The 18554-nt window shown below is 62.4% G+C and carries 19 protein-coding genes; 15 read left to right on the top strand and 4 right to left on the bottom strand.

Translation table 11 applies throughout. From position 1 onward, the window contains the following. Positions 1-40: 40 nt before the first annotated feature. From NQV17_RS26630 to NQV17_RS26575, 12 genes are all read left to right on the top strand, one after another. The gene (locus NQV17_RS26630; protein ID WP_041490372.1) at positions 41-304 is read left to right on the top strand and encodes a conjugal transfer protein; all 264 of its coding nucleotides are present in this window, start codon (positions 41-43) and stop codon (positions 302-304) included. After that, positions 298-2775 carry a VirB4 family type IV secretion system protein gene (locus NQV17_RS26625; RefSeq protein ID WP_257774547.1) on the top strand — a complete coding sequence of 826 codons (2478 nt, stop codon included), beginning with the start codon at positions 298-300 and terminating at the stop codon, positions 2773-2775. Before NQV17_RS26630 ends, NQV17_RS26625 begins: the two co-directional genes overlap by 7 nt. A gap of 17 nt (positions 2776-2792) precedes the next feature. Then, entirely contained in the window at positions 2793-3515 is a 723-nt protein-coding gene (locus NQV17_RS26620) for a type VI secretion protein (protein WP_257774586.1), read from the top strand. 7 nt (positions 3516-3522) lie between these two features. Next, positions 3523-4536 carry a type IV secretion system protein gene (locus tag NQV17_RS26615; protein WP_257774546.1) on the top strand — a complete coding sequence of 338 codons (1014 nt, stop codon included), beginning with the start codon at positions 3523-3525 and terminating at the stop codon, positions 4534-4536. Beyond that, positions 4536-5879 carry a TraI domain-containing protein gene (locus NQV17_RS26610; RefSeq protein ID WP_257774585.1) on the top strand — a complete coding sequence of 448 codons (1344 nt, stop codon included), beginning with the start codon at positions 4536-4538 and terminating at the stop codon, positions 5877-5879. The genes NQV17_RS26615 and NQV17_RS26610 overlap by 1 nt, the downstream gene beginning before the upstream one ends. After that, positions 5876-7744, top strand: a complete 1869-nt coding sequence (gene traD / locus NQV17_RS26605) for a conjugative transfer system coupling protein TraD (RefSeq protein ID WP_257774545.1) — start codon at positions 5876-5878, stop codon at positions 7742-7744. The genes NQV17_RS26610 and traD overlap by 4 nt, the downstream gene beginning before the upstream one ends. Before the next feature lie 10 nt (positions 7745-7754). Further along, a complete protein-coding gene (locus tag NQV17_RS26600; RefSeq protein ID WP_257774544.1) occupies positions 7755-8273 on the top strand; it encodes a hypothetical protein in 519 nt (172 codons plus the stop codon). Further along, entirely contained in the window at positions 8230-8514 is a 285-nt protein-coding gene (locus NQV17_RS26595) for a hypothetical protein (RefSeq protein ID WP_057929876.1), read from the top strand. The genes NQV17_RS26600 and NQV17_RS26595 overlap by 44 nt, the downstream gene beginning before the upstream one ends. Next, positions 8504-9109, top strand: a complete 606-nt coding sequence (locus NQV17_RS26590) for a DUF4400 domain-containing protein (RefSeq protein ID WP_257774543.1) — start codon at positions 8504-8506, stop codon at positions 9107-9109. Before NQV17_RS26595 ends, NQV17_RS26590 begins: the two co-directional genes overlap by 11 nt. A 24-nt stretch (positions 9110-9133) precedes the next feature. After that, positions 9134-9571 (top strand): hypothetical protein, encoded by a 438-nt coding sequence (locus tag NQV17_RS26585; protein WP_257774542.1) that lies wholly within the window; start codon positions 9134-9136, stop codon positions 9569-9571. A gap of 222 nt (positions 9572-9793) precedes the next feature. Then, on the top strand, positions 9794-10690 hold the full coding sequence (locus NQV17_RS26580) for an ATPase (RefSeq protein ID WP_257774584.1): 897 nt from the start codon (positions 9794-9796) through the stop codon (positions 10688-10690). Positions 10691-10708: 18 nt separating this feature from the next. Then, the gene (locus NQV17_RS26575) at positions 10709-12415 is read left to right on the top strand and encodes an ATP-dependent helicase (protein ID WP_257774541.1); all 1707 of its coding nucleotides are present in this window, start codon (positions 10709-10711) and stop codon (positions 12413-12415) included. 45 nt (positions 12416-12460) lie between these two features. Here NQV17_RS26575 and NQV17_RS26570 read toward each other — a convergent pair whose 3' ends face one another. From NQV17_RS26570 to NQV17_RS26555, 4 genes are all read right to left on the bottom strand, one after another. After that, the gene (locus tag NQV17_RS26570; RefSeq protein WP_257774540.1) at positions 12461-12817 is read right to left on the bottom strand and encodes a hypothetical protein; all 357 of its coding nucleotides are present in this window, start codon (positions 12815-12817) and stop codon (positions 12461-12463) included. After that, the gene (locus NQV17_RS26565; RefSeq protein WP_257774539.1) at positions 12814-13221 is read right to left on the bottom strand and encodes a polymer-forming cytoskeletal protein; all 408 of its coding nucleotides are present in this window, start codon (positions 13219-13221) and stop codon (positions 12814-12816) included. Before NQV17_RS26565 ends, NQV17_RS26570 begins: the two co-directional genes overlap by 4 nt. 10 nt (positions 13222-13231) lie before the next feature. Continuing rightward, a complete protein-coding gene (locus NQV17_RS26560; RefSeq protein ID WP_257774538.1) occupies positions 13232-13990 on the bottom strand; it encodes a hypothetical protein in 759 nt (252 codons plus the stop codon). Positions 13991-14165: 175 nt separating this feature from the next. Beyond that, a complete protein-coding gene (locus NQV17_RS26555; protein ID WP_257774537.1) occupies positions 14166-14783 on the bottom strand; it encodes a DUF1845 domain-containing protein in 618 nt (205 codons plus the stop codon). A 620-nt stretch (positions 14784-15403) separates the two neighbouring features. On the opposite strand from NQV17_RS26555, the gene NQV17_RS26550 reads away from it, so the two are divergent. From NQV17_RS26550 to NQV17_RS26540, 3 genes are all read left to right on the top strand, one after another. After that, positions 15404-15670: a hypothetical protein gene (locus NQV17_RS26550; protein WP_057929848.1), complete on the top strand. Its 267-nt coding sequence runs from the start codon at positions 15404-15406 to the stop codon at positions 15668-15670. Next, positions 15667-16977: a hypothetical protein gene (locus NQV17_RS26545; RefSeq protein ID WP_257774536.1), complete on the top strand. Its 1311-nt coding sequence runs from the start codon at positions 15667-15669 to the stop codon at positions 16975-16977. Before NQV17_RS26550 ends, NQV17_RS26545 begins: the two co-directional genes overlap by 4 nt. A 198-nt stretch (positions 16978-17175) precedes the next feature. Continuing rightward, positions 17176-18543 carry a metallophosphatase family protein gene (locus NQV17_RS26540; RefSeq protein ID WP_257774535.1) on the top strand — a complete coding sequence of 456 codons (1368 nt, stop codon included), beginning with the start codon at positions 17176-17178 and terminating at the stop codon, positions 18541-18543. Positions 18544-18554: the final 11 nt, after the last annotated feature.

Here is an 18554-nt window from a genome sequence, read left to right as displayed (position 1 = left end):
GCCGAAAAAGGTCAGCCGTTCGCTGTCGCTGCCCCGCCAGCTGGGCGGGGCGGAGCGCGGACTCGCCATCGCGAACGGGACGATCACGACGCTGCTCTGCTACAGCGCGATGACGCCCGCGTTCCTGGTCGTCGGAATTGGCATCCATTGGGTGCTCCGATGGCTGTCGTCGACCGATCCGTGGTGGAAGGAGGTGCTCATCGTCTACAACCGCTATCCGGACGTGCACGAGCCACTCCCCACGACGAAGTTTTCGGTTCGCTTTAAGCGTCCCTACGGATTCGATCAGGATCTGCAATGTTGAATTCGAAAATCAAGCGCGGCCCGGTGCAGGAGATCGCGCCGTGGGCGACGATGGTCACCCCGGAGCTGATCCTGGACAAGGATGGGTCGTTGCTGACGGTATTCACGTTCGACGGGATCGACGCCGACTCGCCGAACAAAGCTGACATATCGGCAGCGCGAGACAGCCTCGATCATGCGTGCAAGAACTTCGACCACCGGGTCACGGCGTGGTGGCGACTGTCGCATCGGCGTGTCCGTGGGGAAATACAGGGGGGATTCTCGTCCCGGATCGACGAGCGCATCGATGCCATCAACCGCGCGCATGTCGGCAGCGGCAAGTTCTTTCGCAACACCCATTCGCTGGCGCTCGCTTACACGCCCGAAACAGGGATCAACAAGATCTTCGAGAAGGTCGCGTACCACATGACGGTCGGCGGCAAGTCGGTGCCGATCGCTCTGTGGGAAACCCTCCGGGACGTGCTTTTTGCGCGCAGTGCCTTCGCGTTCGACATGGAGCGGATCACGTCGGACATCAAGCGGTTCGAGGGGGTAATCGACGCTTTCAAGGGGGGCGTGACGCGTCTCAAGATGAAGCGTCTGCAACTGCAGAATGCCATGGCGTTCCTGCACCAGACGGCGAACCCTTCCGTTCCGCCGCGCCGCGTCCGCTACCCGGTCACGATGCTTGACACCCATTTGACCGAGACGTTCGTGACGTACGGCACGGAACATCTGATGTTCGAGTCAGCGTACGGAAAACGGTACGCGAAAATCGTGTCCGTGAAGGAATGGATGGGGTTTCAGGAGGCCGCACTGGATGTCTTGGCGGACGTCGACGCAGAGCTCGACATCTGTGTGATGTTCCGCTTCCTGTCGACCCACAAGGCGCGGGTCTACATCGAGAAGATGCGCAAGTTCTACAAGGTCGCGGCGTTCAACCCGCTTGCGATCCTGAAGAGTTTCTTCTCGAAGGATGAAAAGCAGGAAGCGGAAAAGAACGACAAGGGGCGTGAAATCCTCGCCGAAGAGGCCGAGAACGCACTCGCGAAGCTGGTGGCCGATGGGACGCAGTATGGGTTCGCCAACATCTCGGTGGTCGTCTATGGGGACACGGTCGAGGAGTGCGACGACAACGCGCGTGAAGTCGTCGGCCGCATCGGCAATGCGGGGTTCGGCGTCATCCTTGAGACCCGCAACATCCCGGCGGCATGGGCGACCACGTTGCCCGGACGGTGGGATCAGCAAAAGCGCCTGCAATTCGTCGAAACACCGTGCGTTTCCGACATTGCGCCGTTGCGCGGGGTCGAGGAAGGCAGTCCGGTCAACCAATGGCTGACCCAACAGACCGGCGAGCAGACGGGGCCGCTTACCGTTCTGCCCACGCGTCATCGAACGCTGCAGCGCGTGACGCTGCACCAACCGGGCGGCAAGTCGCACACGCTCGTGGTCGGGCCGATCGGGGCGGGCAAGACGATCTTCCTGAACTTTCTCGTGTCGCAGTCCGGGCGCCACAACCCGCGCCGGATCAAGTTCGACAAGAATCGGTCGACGCGGATTCCTACCGTGATGGCGAACGGTCGCTTTGTCGATGCGACAGGCCGGTTCGGCGCGGCCACGCCGGTCAATCCGCTTTCGCTGCTGGCGGACAAGCGGCACTGGACCTATGTGGCGGAATGGGTGCAGATGGCGATCGAGGATGAGGACTTCCACTGCACGCCGCAGCAGCAGACCGATATCTATCAGGCTGTCGCGACGCTCGGCGGCGGCGAGTACGACCGCGAACTCTGGACGTTGTCGATGCTGAACACGTTGTTGCCGATGGAGCTGCGTGAGCGGCTTCAGATCTGGACGCAGGGCGAGAAGAACGGCCGCTTCTTCGATCACGTCGAGGATGCGTTCTCGCTGTCGGACGATATCGCGATCGAGATGGGTGACCTGTTCGAGAAGTACCCGGTCGCCGCCGCGCTGTTCATGGACTATGCGTTCTATCGCATCTCGCAATGGCTGGACGGGAAGCGCTTCACGATCATTGAAGTCGAAGAGTGCGGCTTCTTCTTCCAGTATGAACGCTTCTATGCCCGCCTGGAACTGTGGGCCGTCACGATCCGCGGCTTGAACGGGACCCTCGTGATGGCGACCCAGTCGCTCGGGCAGCTTGCCCGCGTGAAGAACTTCGAGATTCTGAAGGAGAACATCCCGAACTTCTTCTTCCTGCCGAACCGGGACGCACGCAACAACAAGCACCTGTATCGGGATGTGTTCGGCCTGACCGACGACCTGATCGACATGATTGCCGACGCGGTACCGAACCGCGATTACCTGTGGGTGACGCCTGACCACGCACGGATGCTCCAGGCGCAATTCCCGAAAGAAGCCCTCGCCGTGTTGCGCGCCGACGGCGCCGCCCAACGGGTGCTCGACAAACACCACGACTCTGGCTCGCCGCACTGGCGTGAAGAGTACCTCCAAGAAATGTTGACTCTCGACTGATAGGTGATCCCTTGAAAATGCGCCTCCTCCGTGCCGCCATCGTCGCAGCCTCCCTTTTCTCGGCCCAGCATGCTTCGGCCATGATCGTGTTCGACCCGACCAACTTCGCGCAGAACATCATTACTGCCGCGAAGGCGGTGCGTGGTGAGATCTACCAGAACACCAACATCATCTACCAGTACCAGATGATGGCGAACCAGCTGCTGCAGGCGAAGAATCTCGATCCAGCCGCGTGGAAGGCTGCGTATGACCAGATCAGCGGCGACATCAACAAAGTGAAGAATCTGGTCGGCACCCTCAACGGCCTGTACGGTGACCTCAAGCAGGGTGGCCAATGGGTTTCGCAGGTGCAGACGTTGGTGAGCCGTTCTGGCAAGACCAATGAGCAGTGGTTCGCCGACATGAACACGCTGTATCAGCAGAACGACAAGGTGGTGCGCAACCTGTTCCAGATGGGATCGGACATCATGCAGCACACGAACGATCTGGCGAAGCGCAGACAAGAGTTGCAGTCTCAACTGTCGTTGTCGCCGACCGCGCAGGCGACGGCGGAGATTACGACGCACTATCTCGACATCGTGACGAGCCAGAACGCCGACATTCTTCAACTCAACGCGGCGAAGGCGCAACGCGACTCGCAGAAAGATGCGCAGCAGGTTGAAGACGACAAGGAGAAGGCGGCTGACGCGAACCGCTTCATTTCGAAGCAGCAGGCCGAGCGGTCCGCATATGGGTTCTGAGGCGGCAATGGCAAACGATTCTGCGAAGTGGCTGCGCCGCGGTGCCGTGGCCGTGCTCGTGGTGATGCTGGTCGGGGTCGTCGCGGCTTCGAGCGCGTACGCCGCCGATTGGCCGCCGATCACCACGGGATGGAGCTCGAGCTACCAACCGGGCGAGGTGGCCAAGGGTGCAATGGCAGCGATCGAGGAGATCGCGAAGATCATGAAGGATCTGATCGACCTCGCGGTGACGCTGAGTCAACCGCTCGATCAGTACGCGAACAAGATGGCTGGCGGGCTGGCAGGCATCACGATCGCACTCGCAGGCGTTCGGTATGCCGCAACCAGGGATCCCGTGGCGGCGTGGCAGTCGCTGCTTGAGGACCTGGCGATTCTCGGCATCTTCGGTTCGATCTTCCTGATGTACGCCACCTGGGCGCCCGGGTTCTATAAATGGTTTAACGACATGGCGGTCGCGGTGTCCGGCACCGATGCACAGTCGCTTCCGTCCGCGATGGTCAAATCGGCGGGTTCGATCTTCGATGCGGTTATCGAGGCTTTCCAGGCCGCGCATTGGTGGAGCTACGTCGCGCTGGCGATCAACCTGATGCCATTGTTGTTCGCCTGGGGCTTTCTGATGATCGCGTCTCTCGTATTCCTCTTCTTCATTTCGCTCGGCACCATTCAGATGGCCGTCGGCATCGTGATGGGCAAGATCGCCTTGGCGTTGGGTATGTCGGAGTTCACGCGCGGCTACTTTAAGACCTGGCTTGATTACATGATCAGTGCGGGCATGTATATGGTCGTCGCGGCGATCCTTCAGCGGTTGGTGACGACCACGATTACGAGCGCGTTTACCAACGCGATCTCGAAGGGCCTGACCACACCGTATGCCGGATCGCTGACGCTCGATCTGTCGATCTTCGTCCTGATTCTGTCGTTCGAGGTTCCGAAGTTCGCCTCCATGTTCGGCGGTGGCGCGAATGCGAGCGGTGGGGCGTTCAAGAGTCTGACGAAGCTTGCGACGAAGGGCTTGGCATGATGATCGAGCCACGTCTTTTTCAGTCGGTCGATCGTAGCGTACTTGTCGCGAACAACGAACGGCGGATCGATCTGATCGCGCAATGCGCAAACGAAGTCAGCAAGGCGGAATTCAACCGCAAGTGGGTGACGCTCGTGCATCGGTGCGCCGATTGGTTCTCGTCCGTCCCGCTCAATCCGGAGCTGTACCGGGAGCCTGGAGGTGCATTCCGGTGCACGATCGAGACGGCCTTCTACGCGATGCGGCTGGCCGGCGGGCAGAAGTTCGGCACAAACCTCCCGTCGGAACGCCGGCGGCGCGTTGAGCCGCAATACAACTATGGCGTGTTCCTTGCCGCAATTTGCTCGTGGCTGGATGAGCCCTATCGGCATTTCGAGGTGGTGCGCGAGGCCGATCAGCTGGTCTGGAATCCGTCGATTCACGGGCCGGCCGGGCCGTGGCTGGGGGATCGTCCTTACCGTGTATCGCGCCGACCGGCACCGCTTGCGGTCGAGCGGATGCGCACGGGCATGCTCGCGCAGGCGCTGGTCGGAAGCGAACTGCTCGCGGGCCTGGATGCGGAGGTGCTGGCCGAGGTGTTCGGGTCGATCAACCCGACCGCAAGTCCGGTCGGTGTGGAATCGTTGACCCATCGAGTGGTCCGGCAGGCGATTTCGACGGCGGCCGAGTTCGACCGGAAAGCGCAGCGCGGCGTGTTCGAACCGGTGAAGTTTGCCGTGCCGTCTGCGATCCACGTTGCGGGCGAGCTCGAGCCGGTGGTGACGCCGTCCGTCACACCTGCCTCGTCGACGGTTGCCGCGCCGGCTCCCGCTGCTCCGACGGCGGCAGGACGTGCGCCGTCACCGATGACGCCCACCCCTCCAGCGGCAACCGCCGCGGAAGTGGTGACGACAAGCTCGGTCGGCGTGTCTTCCGCGGCGACGACGCCGTCGAGCCCACCTCGACTGGGCGCGCCGACGCCTGCTGAGTCACGCGTGATGGTCGCGCAGCCGGCACAATCCGGCGCACCGTCAGCCGTGATCGATCCGGCCGAGATGCGCCCGGCTTCGGAGCGTCGCGTCGAGTCGTCCCCGGAAGCCTTCGACGCGGTGCTCAAGGGCGCGCCACGCATGATTGTGGATTTCTTCCGCGCGCTCGGTCAGGATGTTCACGCGGGCAAGGCCAAGGTGCGGTGGAGCGAGTTGGGGCTGGTTCTGCCCAAGCGCCTGATCGGCAGCTACGGCATCGCAAGCGACACCCTGATCGAGCACATGCGTCGCCGCGGTCTGTTGCTCGCCAACGAGCCGATGGAAGTCACGCTAGCACCGCGCGCGGGTGAGTTGATTCAGGCGCGCGGCCTATGAACGGCTACATCAACCATTTCCGGCCGATCTACGAGCTCAGGGCCGCGCTCGCATGGCTGCTCGCGCTCGTCATGTTGCCCCTGTCCGGGATGCCGCATGCGTGGGCATTCGCGCTGATCGCCCTGGTGGCGTTTGCGATTCGATCGGGGCAGGTCTGGCGCGCGCTGAAATTCCGCATGGCCATCTCGACGAAATGGCTGACGACGCTCGCGGTGCCCAAGCTGCTCGCGATCCAGTCGCGCATGAAAGCGGAAGCGAATGCGATGTTTCTCGGCACGGGCTTCGAGTGGACACAGAAGCACTGCCAGATTGCGCATGACATTCTTCGGATGCCGTCGACGGATATCCCGGGCCTTCCGAAGTGGCTGCCGAAGACCAAAACAGGACGTCAGTTCGAGGAGATGATCGAGCGGCTCTTTGCCCCGAAGGACAGTATCAGGGACCGCATGCCGCAAGGGGTCTCGTGGATCCACGGGCTTGAGCCGGCGAAGGGCTACGTGCCATTCCACTACAAGGCGATGGGCGGCCACACCGCGGTGGGCGGCACGACCGGTGCCGGGAAGACGCGTACCTACGAGTGCATTTCGACTCAGGTGATCCATCTCGGCGATGTGCTGCTCGACTTCGATCCGAAAAACGACAAGGAATGGAAGCTCCGGGTGGAGCGGGAGTGCAAGCGGGCGGGCCGGAAGTTCCTGTACTTCAATCAGGCAAAGCCGTCGGAGTCGATTCGCCTGGAGCCGCTCGATAGTTGGTCGCAACCTTCGGAGATCCCGAGCCGGATCGCGCAGCTGATGGAGGAGGGGCCGTTCCGCGACTTTGCGTACCTGTTCATCAGCCGCTCGGTAAACGGCGAGCTGTACATCGGCGACAAGCCGAACCTGCGGTCGATTCTCAAGTATGCCCAGTCGGGCATCGCGACGCTGCTGGAGAAGGCGCTGAAGCGCTTCTTCCTCGAACAGGGCCTGACGGATTGGGAAACGCAGGTAGCAGCCGACACCGTGAAGATGGCCAACAAGCCCGGCGTCTCCAAAGTGGACGGCATGGTCGCGCTGTACCAGGCACGGTTCGCGGCACTCGACCGCGGCCACGAGGCGATCGATGGTCTGATCTCGACGCACACGCACGACCGCGAACACTACATGCGGATCATCGCGTCGGCGCTCCCCCTGCTGCAGATGCTCGCAACCGGCGAAACCGGCCTGATGCTGGCGCCGAAGGTCGACGACTTCGAGGACGAGCGCGAAATCTGGACCATTGAGAAGATCATTCGCCAGAAGGCGGTGCTTCACGTGGGGGCCGACTCGCTGTCGAACAGCATCGTGGCGAAGGCGATCATGTCGATGCTTCTCGCCGACGTGTCGGCGGTGTGCGGCTCGATCTACAACTTCTACGAGACCCCGCCTGAAGTCGTGCTGATCATCGACGAGGTCGCGGAGGCGATCAACGAACAGGTGATCCAGATCCTGAACAAGGGGCGTGGCGCGGGCTTCAAGGCGTTCGTCGCATTCCAGACGCGCTCGGACATTGAGGCGAAGCTCGGAAATGCCGCAAAAATGCTGCAGGTTTTGGGCAATTTGAACAACCAGATCATCTTACGCTTGGAGGACACCGACACGGCGGACTGGTTCTCCGACAAGGTCGGGGAGACGGCGATCCGCAACCTGGTGATGTCGAGTTCGACCAGCACGGGTAGCGAGTCGCACGTTGGTGAATTTACGGGATCGGTGTCTCGCTCGCTCCAACTGGAGAAAGTACCGCTGATTCCATCCCGCCTGATACAGAGCCTTCCGAACCTGCAGTACTTCATGCGGATTTCGGGCGGCGCGGTGTATCAGGGACGCATTCCAATCCTAAATGGCTGAAAACCAAAGCATGTCTGTCGTCTTCAAAAAAATCATCCGCGACCATAAGCTTTCGGCCCGCCTGATCCCGGTGTTCACGCTGGCGCCGGAACTGGAGCTCGCGTGCACGCGCGTGGCCGACTTCATCGGTGAGAAATTCGTCGGCAAGTCTGGTCCGCTCGTCAAGGAGATGCTCACGGAGGGACTCGATGGGGTCAGGCGCGTACGAAAAACCGGCGATCCGCATGTTGCGTTCATGCAGGGTCTGTTCGCGTCGGCGCACCTGCTCTATGCCCGACGCTACGTTGCCCGTGACGGCGAGCGCTGCCATGTATGGTCACCGATGTTCGAGCCGGTCACGGTGTTCGAGGCGCGTCATGCACATCTGCCGACCGAGGTGGTCGACGAACGCTGCCCGGAGAACATCAGCCAGCGCTCCGCCGCATTCCAGCTCGCCGCGCGTGCGCTGACGGGCGAGAACTTCCGACTCTACTTCGAGGGATACGATGTCGCTCACGCGTTTTCTGATTCGGACGCTGGCCAGGGTTGACGACGATGTTGCGCGCCGAGTGATATCGACCGCGTCCGCCCAAGATGATGCGAACGCGCCGGTACCGGCCGAGTTCGCGCGTGGGCGGAACGCTATGGCCTACGCGCTCGCGATGTTCATCGGTCGCCGCCCACTTCACTTCTACGTGGGGCTGTTTGGTCTCGTCGCGTTTCCGAGCTACCTGGCCTGTCGGGCGATTGCATCCCTGCTGACGCTGATGGGAGGCAGCCATGGCGGATAGTCGGTTTGTCCGGCATGTGAAGGTCTGGTTCTTCTTCGTGCCACTGGTGGCCGTCGCGATCATGCCGGTCGTGCCGAATCGATCGTTATTCGAAATCCCGGAAGCGGAAACTCGCTCGGTGGTGGCGACGATCGGCGAGGATCGGGCGGATCGGGCTGTGGCGACCACGAACCGGTTGTTCAGGCGGTACTTCGTGGACACTGGGGTGGTGGCGGCATCGCTCGAAACGACGCGAGGCTCGGACGCAGATGATGGCGGGATGACCAATCTGGCCAGCACGTGGGTTCACAACTTCTGGCGGCTGGTTTATCGCGTGGTGTACCGGCTCACGATCATGAAGCTTTGGCTATTCGGTACGTTGGCCTTCTGCGTTGCCATGTTCGTCGACGGGACAGTGCGTCGGAAGATTCGGGCTGCTGCTGCGGGCTATGTGAGCCCGGTTGCGTTCCACCTGGCGGGTCACGGCATTCTGCTGGTGTTCGGAGTCGCGTTCACGGTGTTGATCGCGCCAATCCCGTTGCTGGCACCTTACTGGATCGCGATCGCCGGTTGCCTTGGTGTGCTGCTCTGGAAGGCGGCATCGTCTTACCAGTAACGTCGTTCCTCGAAAAGGAGAACCATGCGAGTCATCATTCATTCGACGTCGAGAGGCACGTTACTCGACTACAACGGCTTCTTCGGCTGGGCATTCTTTTCTCATGATTCGGGCGATGTCTTGGCCCATGTGAAGGCCAAGCAAACTGCTCGGACGTTCGTCGACGAGCCTGATGCGCGCGCGTTCATCGACCGAATTGACCGCGTCTCGAACGCCGATTCCGAAGAATTGTTTCCGACCGATCTCTCATTTGTTCAGGTCGATACCGACGTTGAGTACGCACCGGTCGACGTGTGTGTTGCCGCCGACGTCCCGTCGTGGACGGCTCCGGAGGTGAAGCCAGTTGCACCGTTTCGAATCGTTGCTCACACGGCCGACGCGGGCCACACGTTGGTGATTGGCTCCGTTCGTGCGGGTAAGACAGTTTTCCGCCCACACGCGCGGGCGGCCACGACGAAATAGGACAGAAAGCGATACGAATTTGTGGAGCTTTCCGCCAAATGCCCCTCAACCGGTTGAGGGGCATTTTCATTTGGTCCTTTGTATGGCTCGAGTTGCCTTCGCGTCGACCTCGGGCAAAAGCGTGCAGAAATCGTCCATGTTTCGGGGCGATTCCGGGCCGCCACCTCGCAAGAATAGACGCATGCCGCGCGTGCGGTTACTCACCCCATCCAAAGGACCATGATGACCACCATTGACAACGAGACGCACGTCCTCGATGACGAGGCACGAGAGAAGACGGCAGAGCATCCGACGACCGGGCCGGTCCTGACTGCGGCCGCCGGCGGAGCCGAGGACGCCGCCATCGACCCGGCGACGCGGCCGACGACGGACGGCTCCGACGATGCCGAACTCGAGAACGAGCTGGCGCGAATGGAGGAGGATGCGTCCACGCTGCAGAAGGAAGGCATGATCAGTGCCGCCGAGGCCGACGAGAAGCGCGAGCAGGTCGCGCGCACGCGCAAGCTGTTCCGCGAGCTGCCGCCGGCCGAGCGGGTCCGCATCATTCAGCGCCGCCGCGAAATCGGCCGCGAGCTGATGAACAAGCAACTGTCCGGCGCGGCGGTCGTGTCGACTGATGTTCGACTGAAGCACACTCGGCTCAAGCCGCTGTTTGAGCAATGGTGGCCGTATCTGAACCGGATGAGCATCAACATGCAGCGGTTTGGCCGGGCGACGTTCGGCGCCGACGATCAGGAGACGGTGACGACCTTTTTTGATAAGCAGCTGAACGACCTCGAAGCGTACGTCAATGAGCAGCTTGAAGTGGCGCACGGCTTTCGGGAGCGAACCGAGACCGAGATGCGCGAGCGCGGCGACATCGTGTTCTCGCCGACGGTGACGAAGCCGTCCCTGGACATCACGGTCGAGGCGTATTCGCGTTTCTCGATGCGGTTGCTGTCGGTGATGCTGAGGTACGATCAGGTGATGGACCACTTCGACTTTCTGGTCTGGAACGGCGTGCGTGATCAGTCGGACGCCGACGAGGAAACGTCGCGCTTCCTGCGCAAGTTCCATCCGATCGGCGTGCGGGGCTACATGACGCACCTGCGTCTGATGACGACCGTCCGCGGTCGATAAGGGGGCGCGGTGAGTGCCATGCTCGACGAGCTGAACCCCCAACAGCGCGAGGTGGCACTCCTGCGCCGCCACTGCGTCGCGATCGCGTGTCCTGGCGCAGGGAAAACCAAGACGATCGCGACCAAGGCCGCGCGCTTACTAGAGGATCCGGCCGCGGTGGTAGGTGCGGTGACGTTCAGTAAGGACGCGGCCCTCGAGCTGCGCGAGCGGATCCTGGCGATCGCCGTGCCGGACGCGAAGCGGCGGCTAATAGCCGGGACGTTCCACTCGTTGGCGTTCAAGCAGATCGGTCGGCCCGGCCGTGCACGCCACGATATTGCGTCCGACGGCGACCGGTTCGGGATGCTGGGTCGCGTGATCGCGGAGCTCGGCTTCGAGTGGAAAGTCGAGGAAGCGGTGCCGATCATCGAACGCATCAAGACGAACTTCGGTCGGGCTGAATCCGGATCGGCTGAAGCAAGGCTCTATGCCGCCTATCAGGAAGCGCTCGAGCGCAACGGCAAGATCGATTTCCAGGACATGCTGCGGCTGGCCGTGGCCGGCATGGAAAGTGGCGATATCCGTCCATATCGCTTCACGGATCTGCTCGTCGACGAGTTTCAGGACACGGATCCGCTTCAATATCGGTGGGTCGAGCTGCACGCGCGCGCCGGCGCGCAGGTCACCGTTGTCGGTGATGACGACCAGAGCATCTACGGTTTCCGCTCGGCCTTGGGCGTCCGAGGCATGGAGAGCTTCTCCGGGACGTTTGACGCGCAGAAGATCGTGCTCGGCAGCAATTACCGTTGCCGATCGGAGATTCTGTCGGCGGCCGACCGCGTCATTCGCAACAACGTCGACCGTATTCCGAAGGTGTTGCACGCCGACCGCGGCGGCGGCGGCGCAGTGTCGTCGCAGCGCTTCGAGGACGAATACGGAGACGCCATTGCTGCAGTCGATGCGCTGCAGGCGCAACTGGCAGCAGGCCGGACGTGTGCGATCCTCGCGCGCACCAACCGCAACCTCGATCCGATCGAATCGGTCTGCCGGTCGCACGGCGTGCCGTACTACCGCGCGTCCGGCGGTTCTGTGCTCAACCGGCCGCAGGCGGCACTGATGTGCAATCTCCTCCAGATCGTCGAAGGTCGGAAGCAGAACGGTGTCGACGCGGTGCTCGGATACATGGGGATCAGTTCGCATGATCTGCGCGCACTCCATCGGGACATGGGCGCCGAGTTCGTTCAGCGTCAGAAACAGGATCTGGTTGCGCTCGGCCTGACCGAGGACACGGCGACCGCGTATCGAGCGTTCATGAAGCGTCTGGCCGAATGGCAGTCGCTCTGCGAGCGGGAATTCCACTCGCTTGCGCTCGAAGGGGTGTTCGAATGGATGATGGGGTACGCGAAAGGGGATGCGGCCATCCGGGCGCTCCAGTGCACCTACGACGTGATCAGCCGCCTGAACGGCCCCTTTACCAATCGCATCGAGTTCTTGCAGCGGGATAACAACAAGCCCGGGGACGGTGTGTTGGTGCTCACGACGATGCACGGCTCCAAGGGGCTGGAGTGGGATTACGTATGGATCAGTCGCGCGGAGGAGGGCGTCGTGCCGGACGACAAGAGCCCGGAATCCGAGGAGCGCCGGCTTTTCTATGTGGCGATGACGCGCGCGCGGGAGACTCTTGTCATCACGTCGATCCAGAAGAACGCCGTTTCGCGGTTCGTGATCGAGTCCGGAATCGAGTAAAAATCGGCCACGTGAGGTGGCCGACCTGCGGAGAAATTCGAAGCCTTATGGCGCCGTGTTTACGTCGTCTGCTTCGGCTTTTTCGTGGCACAGCTCCCACAGTTCAACAGCTAAACATCCGATGAACAGCGGGACCGTGGTCATCAGGAGGTAGGTGATGAGCGCGATAGGAGCCTGGAGAAGCCAGATGTCGGCTACGCCTTCGTTGCGCCAGGCGAGCACGTAAGCAACGAAATGGACAGTGTTCCCAATCGCCTCGGTAGTGATATTGCCGGGGGATCCCCATAACCGCGCTAGACCGCTGACAGCAATGGCCGCCGAAGCAGCCAGCGACGAGATGATGATTGCCATAGGTACCGCCCGCTGGACAATCGAGCCGAGGAGTTTACGCACGTTCTTCATGACGTGGTCAGTGCCGTGGTATTGGCGTTGTCGCTGAGTGGTGCGCCGGCCGTCGGCGCTTCAATGATCAATTCGCGCGGGACGCGTTTGAGCTGACCGTTGAGCGCGGCTTGTGGCCCAAGCCGGATCGTGCCGCAGTAATAGACGTTGCCCTTCACTACGCCGTTGATCTCGAGCATGTCACGGGCATGCACATCGCCTTCCACGACGCCGTCGATGCGTACGATCTCGCCTTGCACCTTGCCCTTGATCATTCCACCTTGGCCGATATGCAGCAGGCCGGCCGTCGAGATGATGCTGCCGCTCACGAGTGCGAACGCGCTCATCCCGTGGTCGAGGATCAGATCGCCCTGGACGACCAGGCCCGTGGCCAGCAGCGTCACGTTGATGGTTTTTGCTTTCATGGTCGCCTCGTTAGAACAGTTGGACGTCGCCGGACTTGCCCGCTGCGGGCGCTTTGGCGGCAGGCGCCGGCGTGGGCGCAGGTGCGGCGAGTTCGGTATTTTCTGCCGGTGCGGCATGCGGGCGCGCGGTGGCGCGGTGGATATGCCGGGGAGCGGCCTTCGGTGGTGCAGCAGGTGGGGCAGCCGGTGGCGGTGCCGGTTCGGTCGTTGCGGGAGCCACGGTCTGCGCGGCGGCCTGCGCGATGGGTGCGGTCCGCGGCGCACGGATCGGTGCTGCTGCGGCCTTGTCGAAGTCGCTCGGCGCGGCCTGCTCTCGCGGCGATGAATCGGTGGGTGGCGGATCGTGACGGGCGGTCAACGAGCGCGGATCGACGCTTGCCAGCACTCCCGTTGGGGCGCTGTTCGAACCGGCGAAGTCGGCCGCTATCAGGGAGCGGGGGCCGGCGAGAGCGGAAGCGGCGGCCGACGCAGGGCGGGGAGCTGGCGTGGTGGCTTCGTGCGTCGCCTCGGCGCGCGATGGTACGCGCAGTACCCGCCACAGCTTGGCGGCACTCACACCGCCGCCCGCAGCGAGCGCGGCAACTGCCACGGCAATGGCCACGGGCCTGACCAGACGCTTGAACCGGCCGAGGCGGGGTAGCGCGATCCGACTGCGATTTCCTTCGGGAGCCGGGAGTGCCGGCATGGCTTGGACGTGGCCGTTGATGTCGATCACGACCGGGTGGGCGGCGTACTGGGCGTGCAGCGCCTGAATTTCTCGGATGTCCATAGTTCTCCGCGTGTGAAGGCGTCTCGGTTGCGGACGCATATACGAGATTGCGAGATTGCTCACGCGTGCGCGGTCGTTCGACGAGCGAGCGCTTGCCCGTGCGTCGCACCCGGCACGTAGTCTTTGCCAGCGTAGCTATTCCGGCAGCTAGTCAAGTTCATCGGGCGATGAACCTTCAATCGCGCAGCGTCCCGTCTACCTGGTAGCGATCGTTGTCGGGCACGCAGACGAGCGAGATGTGCTTGATCCGCCCCTCGGCGTTCGCGAGGATGGTGGCCCGGTCCTGCGCGGTGATTTTTTCGGCGAGCACGGCTTCCATCGTCGCCACAAAGAGCTTGTCGTATTGGGTGAGGCAACGGACCAGCAGACCCGCGAGCGGTCGCGTGACCTTCAGTTCGATATGCTCGGCGGGGAAAGCGATCGTCCGGGCTTCGTGCTTTTCGACCCACACCAGCGCCTTGCGCAGCCAGTCCGACGTATCACGCAGCGCGGACTCGAGCGCATGCGTTTTTCCCCCGCGCGCGACGGTGATTTTCGACGCGCAGAAGTTGTAGTCGCCGCGAATGAAATTGCGGGCGAACTGCGAGCTATAGCGCAGCACGGTGACCGCGTCGGAATCGGGGATGATTCGATCGATGCGGCTGTCGCTCGTCAGACGTTGGATCGGCTTGAGTCCCGTTGACGACGGGGACAGCGAATCGTTCGACGGGCGCGTGTTGGCATCGACGGCGATCGGGTCGAGCAGGGGCGCGTCCCGCTGCGGGTCGTGCGGTGGTTCGAGAACGGCGGACATGATGTTTACGGGTGGTCTCTCTCACCAATGATTTTGGGTTAACCCGATTTAACAATTCAGGCAAAAGCGGGCCTGTTTTCGTGAGCTTTCCACCCTTTCCGGTCGCAAATTTCCGCAATACTGACTCTACTTCTCGCGTCCACGACGCATCGACCTAGACTTCGTAACCCGAAGTCCATCTTCTGTACAAGCCGTGCCAATGGGCATGCTCCGACCAGCCGGCAACTGGTGTGGAATCTTCTGCTGATGAGTGCCTAGCCAGCACTTCCCATCTTTCAGTCATAAAACTCGTCGCCGGCCGCATGTATTTGCGCCGCGACATCGTTCGAGCCCGGACATCGGGTGTCTCTCTCCAGACCAGAGTCTGGGTAAAACGATCGTAGTCGACTGAGCCGTGATCCTGCGGCGGAGTGGTATTTCCGAAAATGGGCTGTTGCGCGGCGTGACCATGCTGCGCGAGGACGACCTAACGTCCTCGATATGAGCCGACCGGCTCCCTGAGCGCCACGTCCCCGGAAGGGACGTGGCGCTTGGGTCATTTCCACGAATCCGAAAAGCGCGTTCCTCTTGCCGAGGGACGCGCTTTTTTTTCGTCGTTTGTTCCTGTCCCGGAGGTTCACATGCTTCCCAACCGTCTCGACGCGCGCATCGCCAACGTTATCAGCAACACGATTGCCGACGAGCGCGCAACTGCCGATACCGCGTCGCCAGCCTGGCGCGCGCGGTGCGAGGTGGCTCAGGTCGCGATGTACAGCGATCCCGACCGCCGCATCTTTCTGTCCCACATCGCCGAACGCCGAGGAGAGGCGGCCGCCAGCACGCTCGAGCAGTCAGCGAGCGCGATGCGCACTCAGGCGATTTTCTATCTTGCGAGGAAACCTTCATGAATGCTGTAGTCCCTATGCTGGGCGGCCCTGTGCGCAGCCTGGTCGAAGAGCGTGCAATGCGCCCTCCGGTGATAGGACGTATCCGGCCCGGTATCAAGGTGCTGACGTCCAAGGCGCGCGCCAATCAGGAGGCGGTGAGGCTGTACGAAACGATGGTCGCCGCCGGCGACTCATCCGAGACGATTGGCAAAGCGATCGAATCACGCTGCCAGCTCCGGAACGCACTGGCGCCGAAGAACGTCGCCTACTTCACGTGCCGCCGATCGGACTTTAACAACCCGGACGTGGCCGACGAGATTCTCAAGCTGTACGGCGAGGATCGCGGGCACGGAGTGCGGCTGTACCGTTTCCCGGTGCTGTTCGCCTTCGACGACTGGATGCAGAACCTCCCGAACGAAATGGCCGCATGGGGCACCACCGGTCGGAAGTTCTTCTCGCAGTATGGTCCCGACGGCATCCGGTACTGCAAGACCTACGCAAAGGTCGAGCGCGATCCGCGCGCCCAACGAGCCACGCGCCATTTCGGTGGTCGCGACGTGATCTTCCGCCAGGACGACGCAATCCCGGACGGCGTCTGCGATCCCGAGCAATGCCCGCAGTATCAGAGCCGGCAGTGCAATCTCTCCGCGCATTTCGTGTTCGCGGTCCCCGACATCAAGGGGCTCGGCTTGGTCGAGCTGCCGACGAACTCGATCTACGTGCTCCAGAAAGCCTACGCCGCGATGCAGACGGTGCAGTTGGCGCGTGGCAGGCTCACCGGCACGCGCTTCTGGCTCTCGAAGCGGGAATTCGACATCACGCGGATCAACGAGAATGGTGAGGCCGTGCGTCAGCCCCAGATGTTGACGGTTCTCGACGCGGATATCGACATCGGAGCGCTGCTGGATGGCGCGGACGAAGCGGCGCCGGCGATCGAGGTCGCGCAAGGTGCGGCCGCACTTCTCGGTGCGGGCGGCACGGTGATTCCGCTCCATTCGACTGAAGGAGGCGGCGGGGTCGGGTCGGGTGACACCCAACCGGCGACGCACGCTGGCAATGCTCAACGCGATGAACACGACGACCCGCCCCCGGAGTCGATCGAAGAGAAGCGGCATCGCCTGCAGGATCTGCTCCTGCGTCTTCGCCTCAACGCAGACGCGCGCCGCGAGCAGTTTCGCGTCTACGGCCATGTCAAGTTCGGGCGCGGCTGGACGGAACGGCCCGCAGACGTCGACAAGATGATCGGACGGCTGACCGGTGCCCTCGATGCGCCGGATGTTCTCGCCCGCGAGATCAGCGAGGCAGTCGAATCGCTCAACGGCCGATAACGGTGTTCCCCATTAGCCAGCCCCGCGGGGCTGGCGTCCTTTCTTTCAAGTGACTGCGAGAGCATTTCAGCAAAGCCCCTTTGCTCAAGTGCTTTCGACCGCGTCATTCACGCATCGAAACCGTCCGCGCAAGCGGCCATTCCTTGACTATCCATTGTCGGCTGCCGAGAGGCGGCCTTTTTAATTTTGGAGGCGGCGATGAAAATCGCGCATTTTTCTGACTTGCATTACTCGCCGGAGAACGCAGACGAGGCCGATCGCTGTTTCGCGTTCGCAGTCGACGACGCGATCTCGCGCGGGGCGCGGGTGGCGGTGATCTCGGGCGACTCGACCGATCATCGCCTCGACGCACACGCGCCGTCGCTGCATGCGCTCGCGACACAGGTGCACCGATTGGCCGAAGCGATGCCCGTCATCATGTTGCAGGGCACGTTCTCGCATGAGCCGCCAGGCACGCTCGACAACTTTGCGTTGATGGGCGCGCGGCATCCCGTGTTCGTTGCAGATCGGATTGGTCAGGTTGCGCTGATCGGCACGCAGTTCCGAGCGTCCGACGGTCCGGTGTTTGACGACGCAGAGATGCTTGCGTTCGACGGACTCTATCCGGACGCGGTGTTCACCTGTCTGCCGACGATGAACAAGGCCGATCTCGCACTGAAGGTCGGTGCGTTGTCAGCGTCGACCGAGCTCGGCGACGTGCTCGGAACATACCTCGCTGCGGCTGGCAGGAATAACGCCCGCTTGCGCGCGATCGGCGTGCCGACAATTGGCCTCTCGCACGGCACGGTGGCTGGATGCACAACCGAGCATGGTGTGACGATGGCGGGATTCGATCACGAGTTCAGCCTCGGCACGCTGTTCGCCGCGGAGTGTGCCGCGTTCATGCTGGGTCACATCCATAAGCACCAGATCTGGTTGCGCGAAGGGCGCGCGGTGGGATATCCCGGCTCGATTGGGCGATTCCACTACGGCGAAGAAGGCGACAAAGGTTACCTGTTATGGGACGTGCTGGCGGCTGAAGCACGTGCCGAGCTGGTGACGACGCCGTCGCGCGAGATGGTATGCATTTCGTTCGACGGTCCGCCCGACGAAGCGCAGCTTGCGGCGCTTGCCGCGGACTCGGCCGGGAAATTCGTCCGGATTCGCTGGCAGATCGACGAGGAGCACAAGCAGCTCGTCGACCGGAAGGCAATCGAATCGATGTTTGCGTCGACCGCTGGCCTGAAGCTCGAGCCGCGCATCCTGCCGGTGATGAGAAGCCGCGCGGAGGGGATCAGCAAGGCGGTGACGGTCGATGCGAAGGTCGCGCGCTGGTGCGAGCTCACTTCGGTCGACCCCGACCCGCTTCTTGAGCGGCTGCAGCTGCTCGAGACGGGCGACGCGGAAGCGATCGCGGCGTCGGTGCTTGATCGAATTGCGCAGGTTGGCGATTCGATCGAGGTGCTGGAGATTCCTGGCGGCACCGCGAACGTCGTCCCGCTGGTCGCCGCCAGTCTCGAAGCTGCGCCGGAGCCTGAATCAAAGCCGTCGCTGTCATGGCTCAACGATGATCTGTTCGCAGCCTGAGCGCTGCCTGT

It is taken from the genome of Burkholderia sp. SCN-KJ (assembly GCF_024656005.1).
Lineage (GTDB): Bacteria > Pseudomonadota > Gammaproteobacteria > Burkholderiales > Burkholderiaceae > Burkholderia.
Note: the sequence above shows the minus strand (reverse complement) of the source record. Positions and strands in the feature narration are given on the sequence as shown.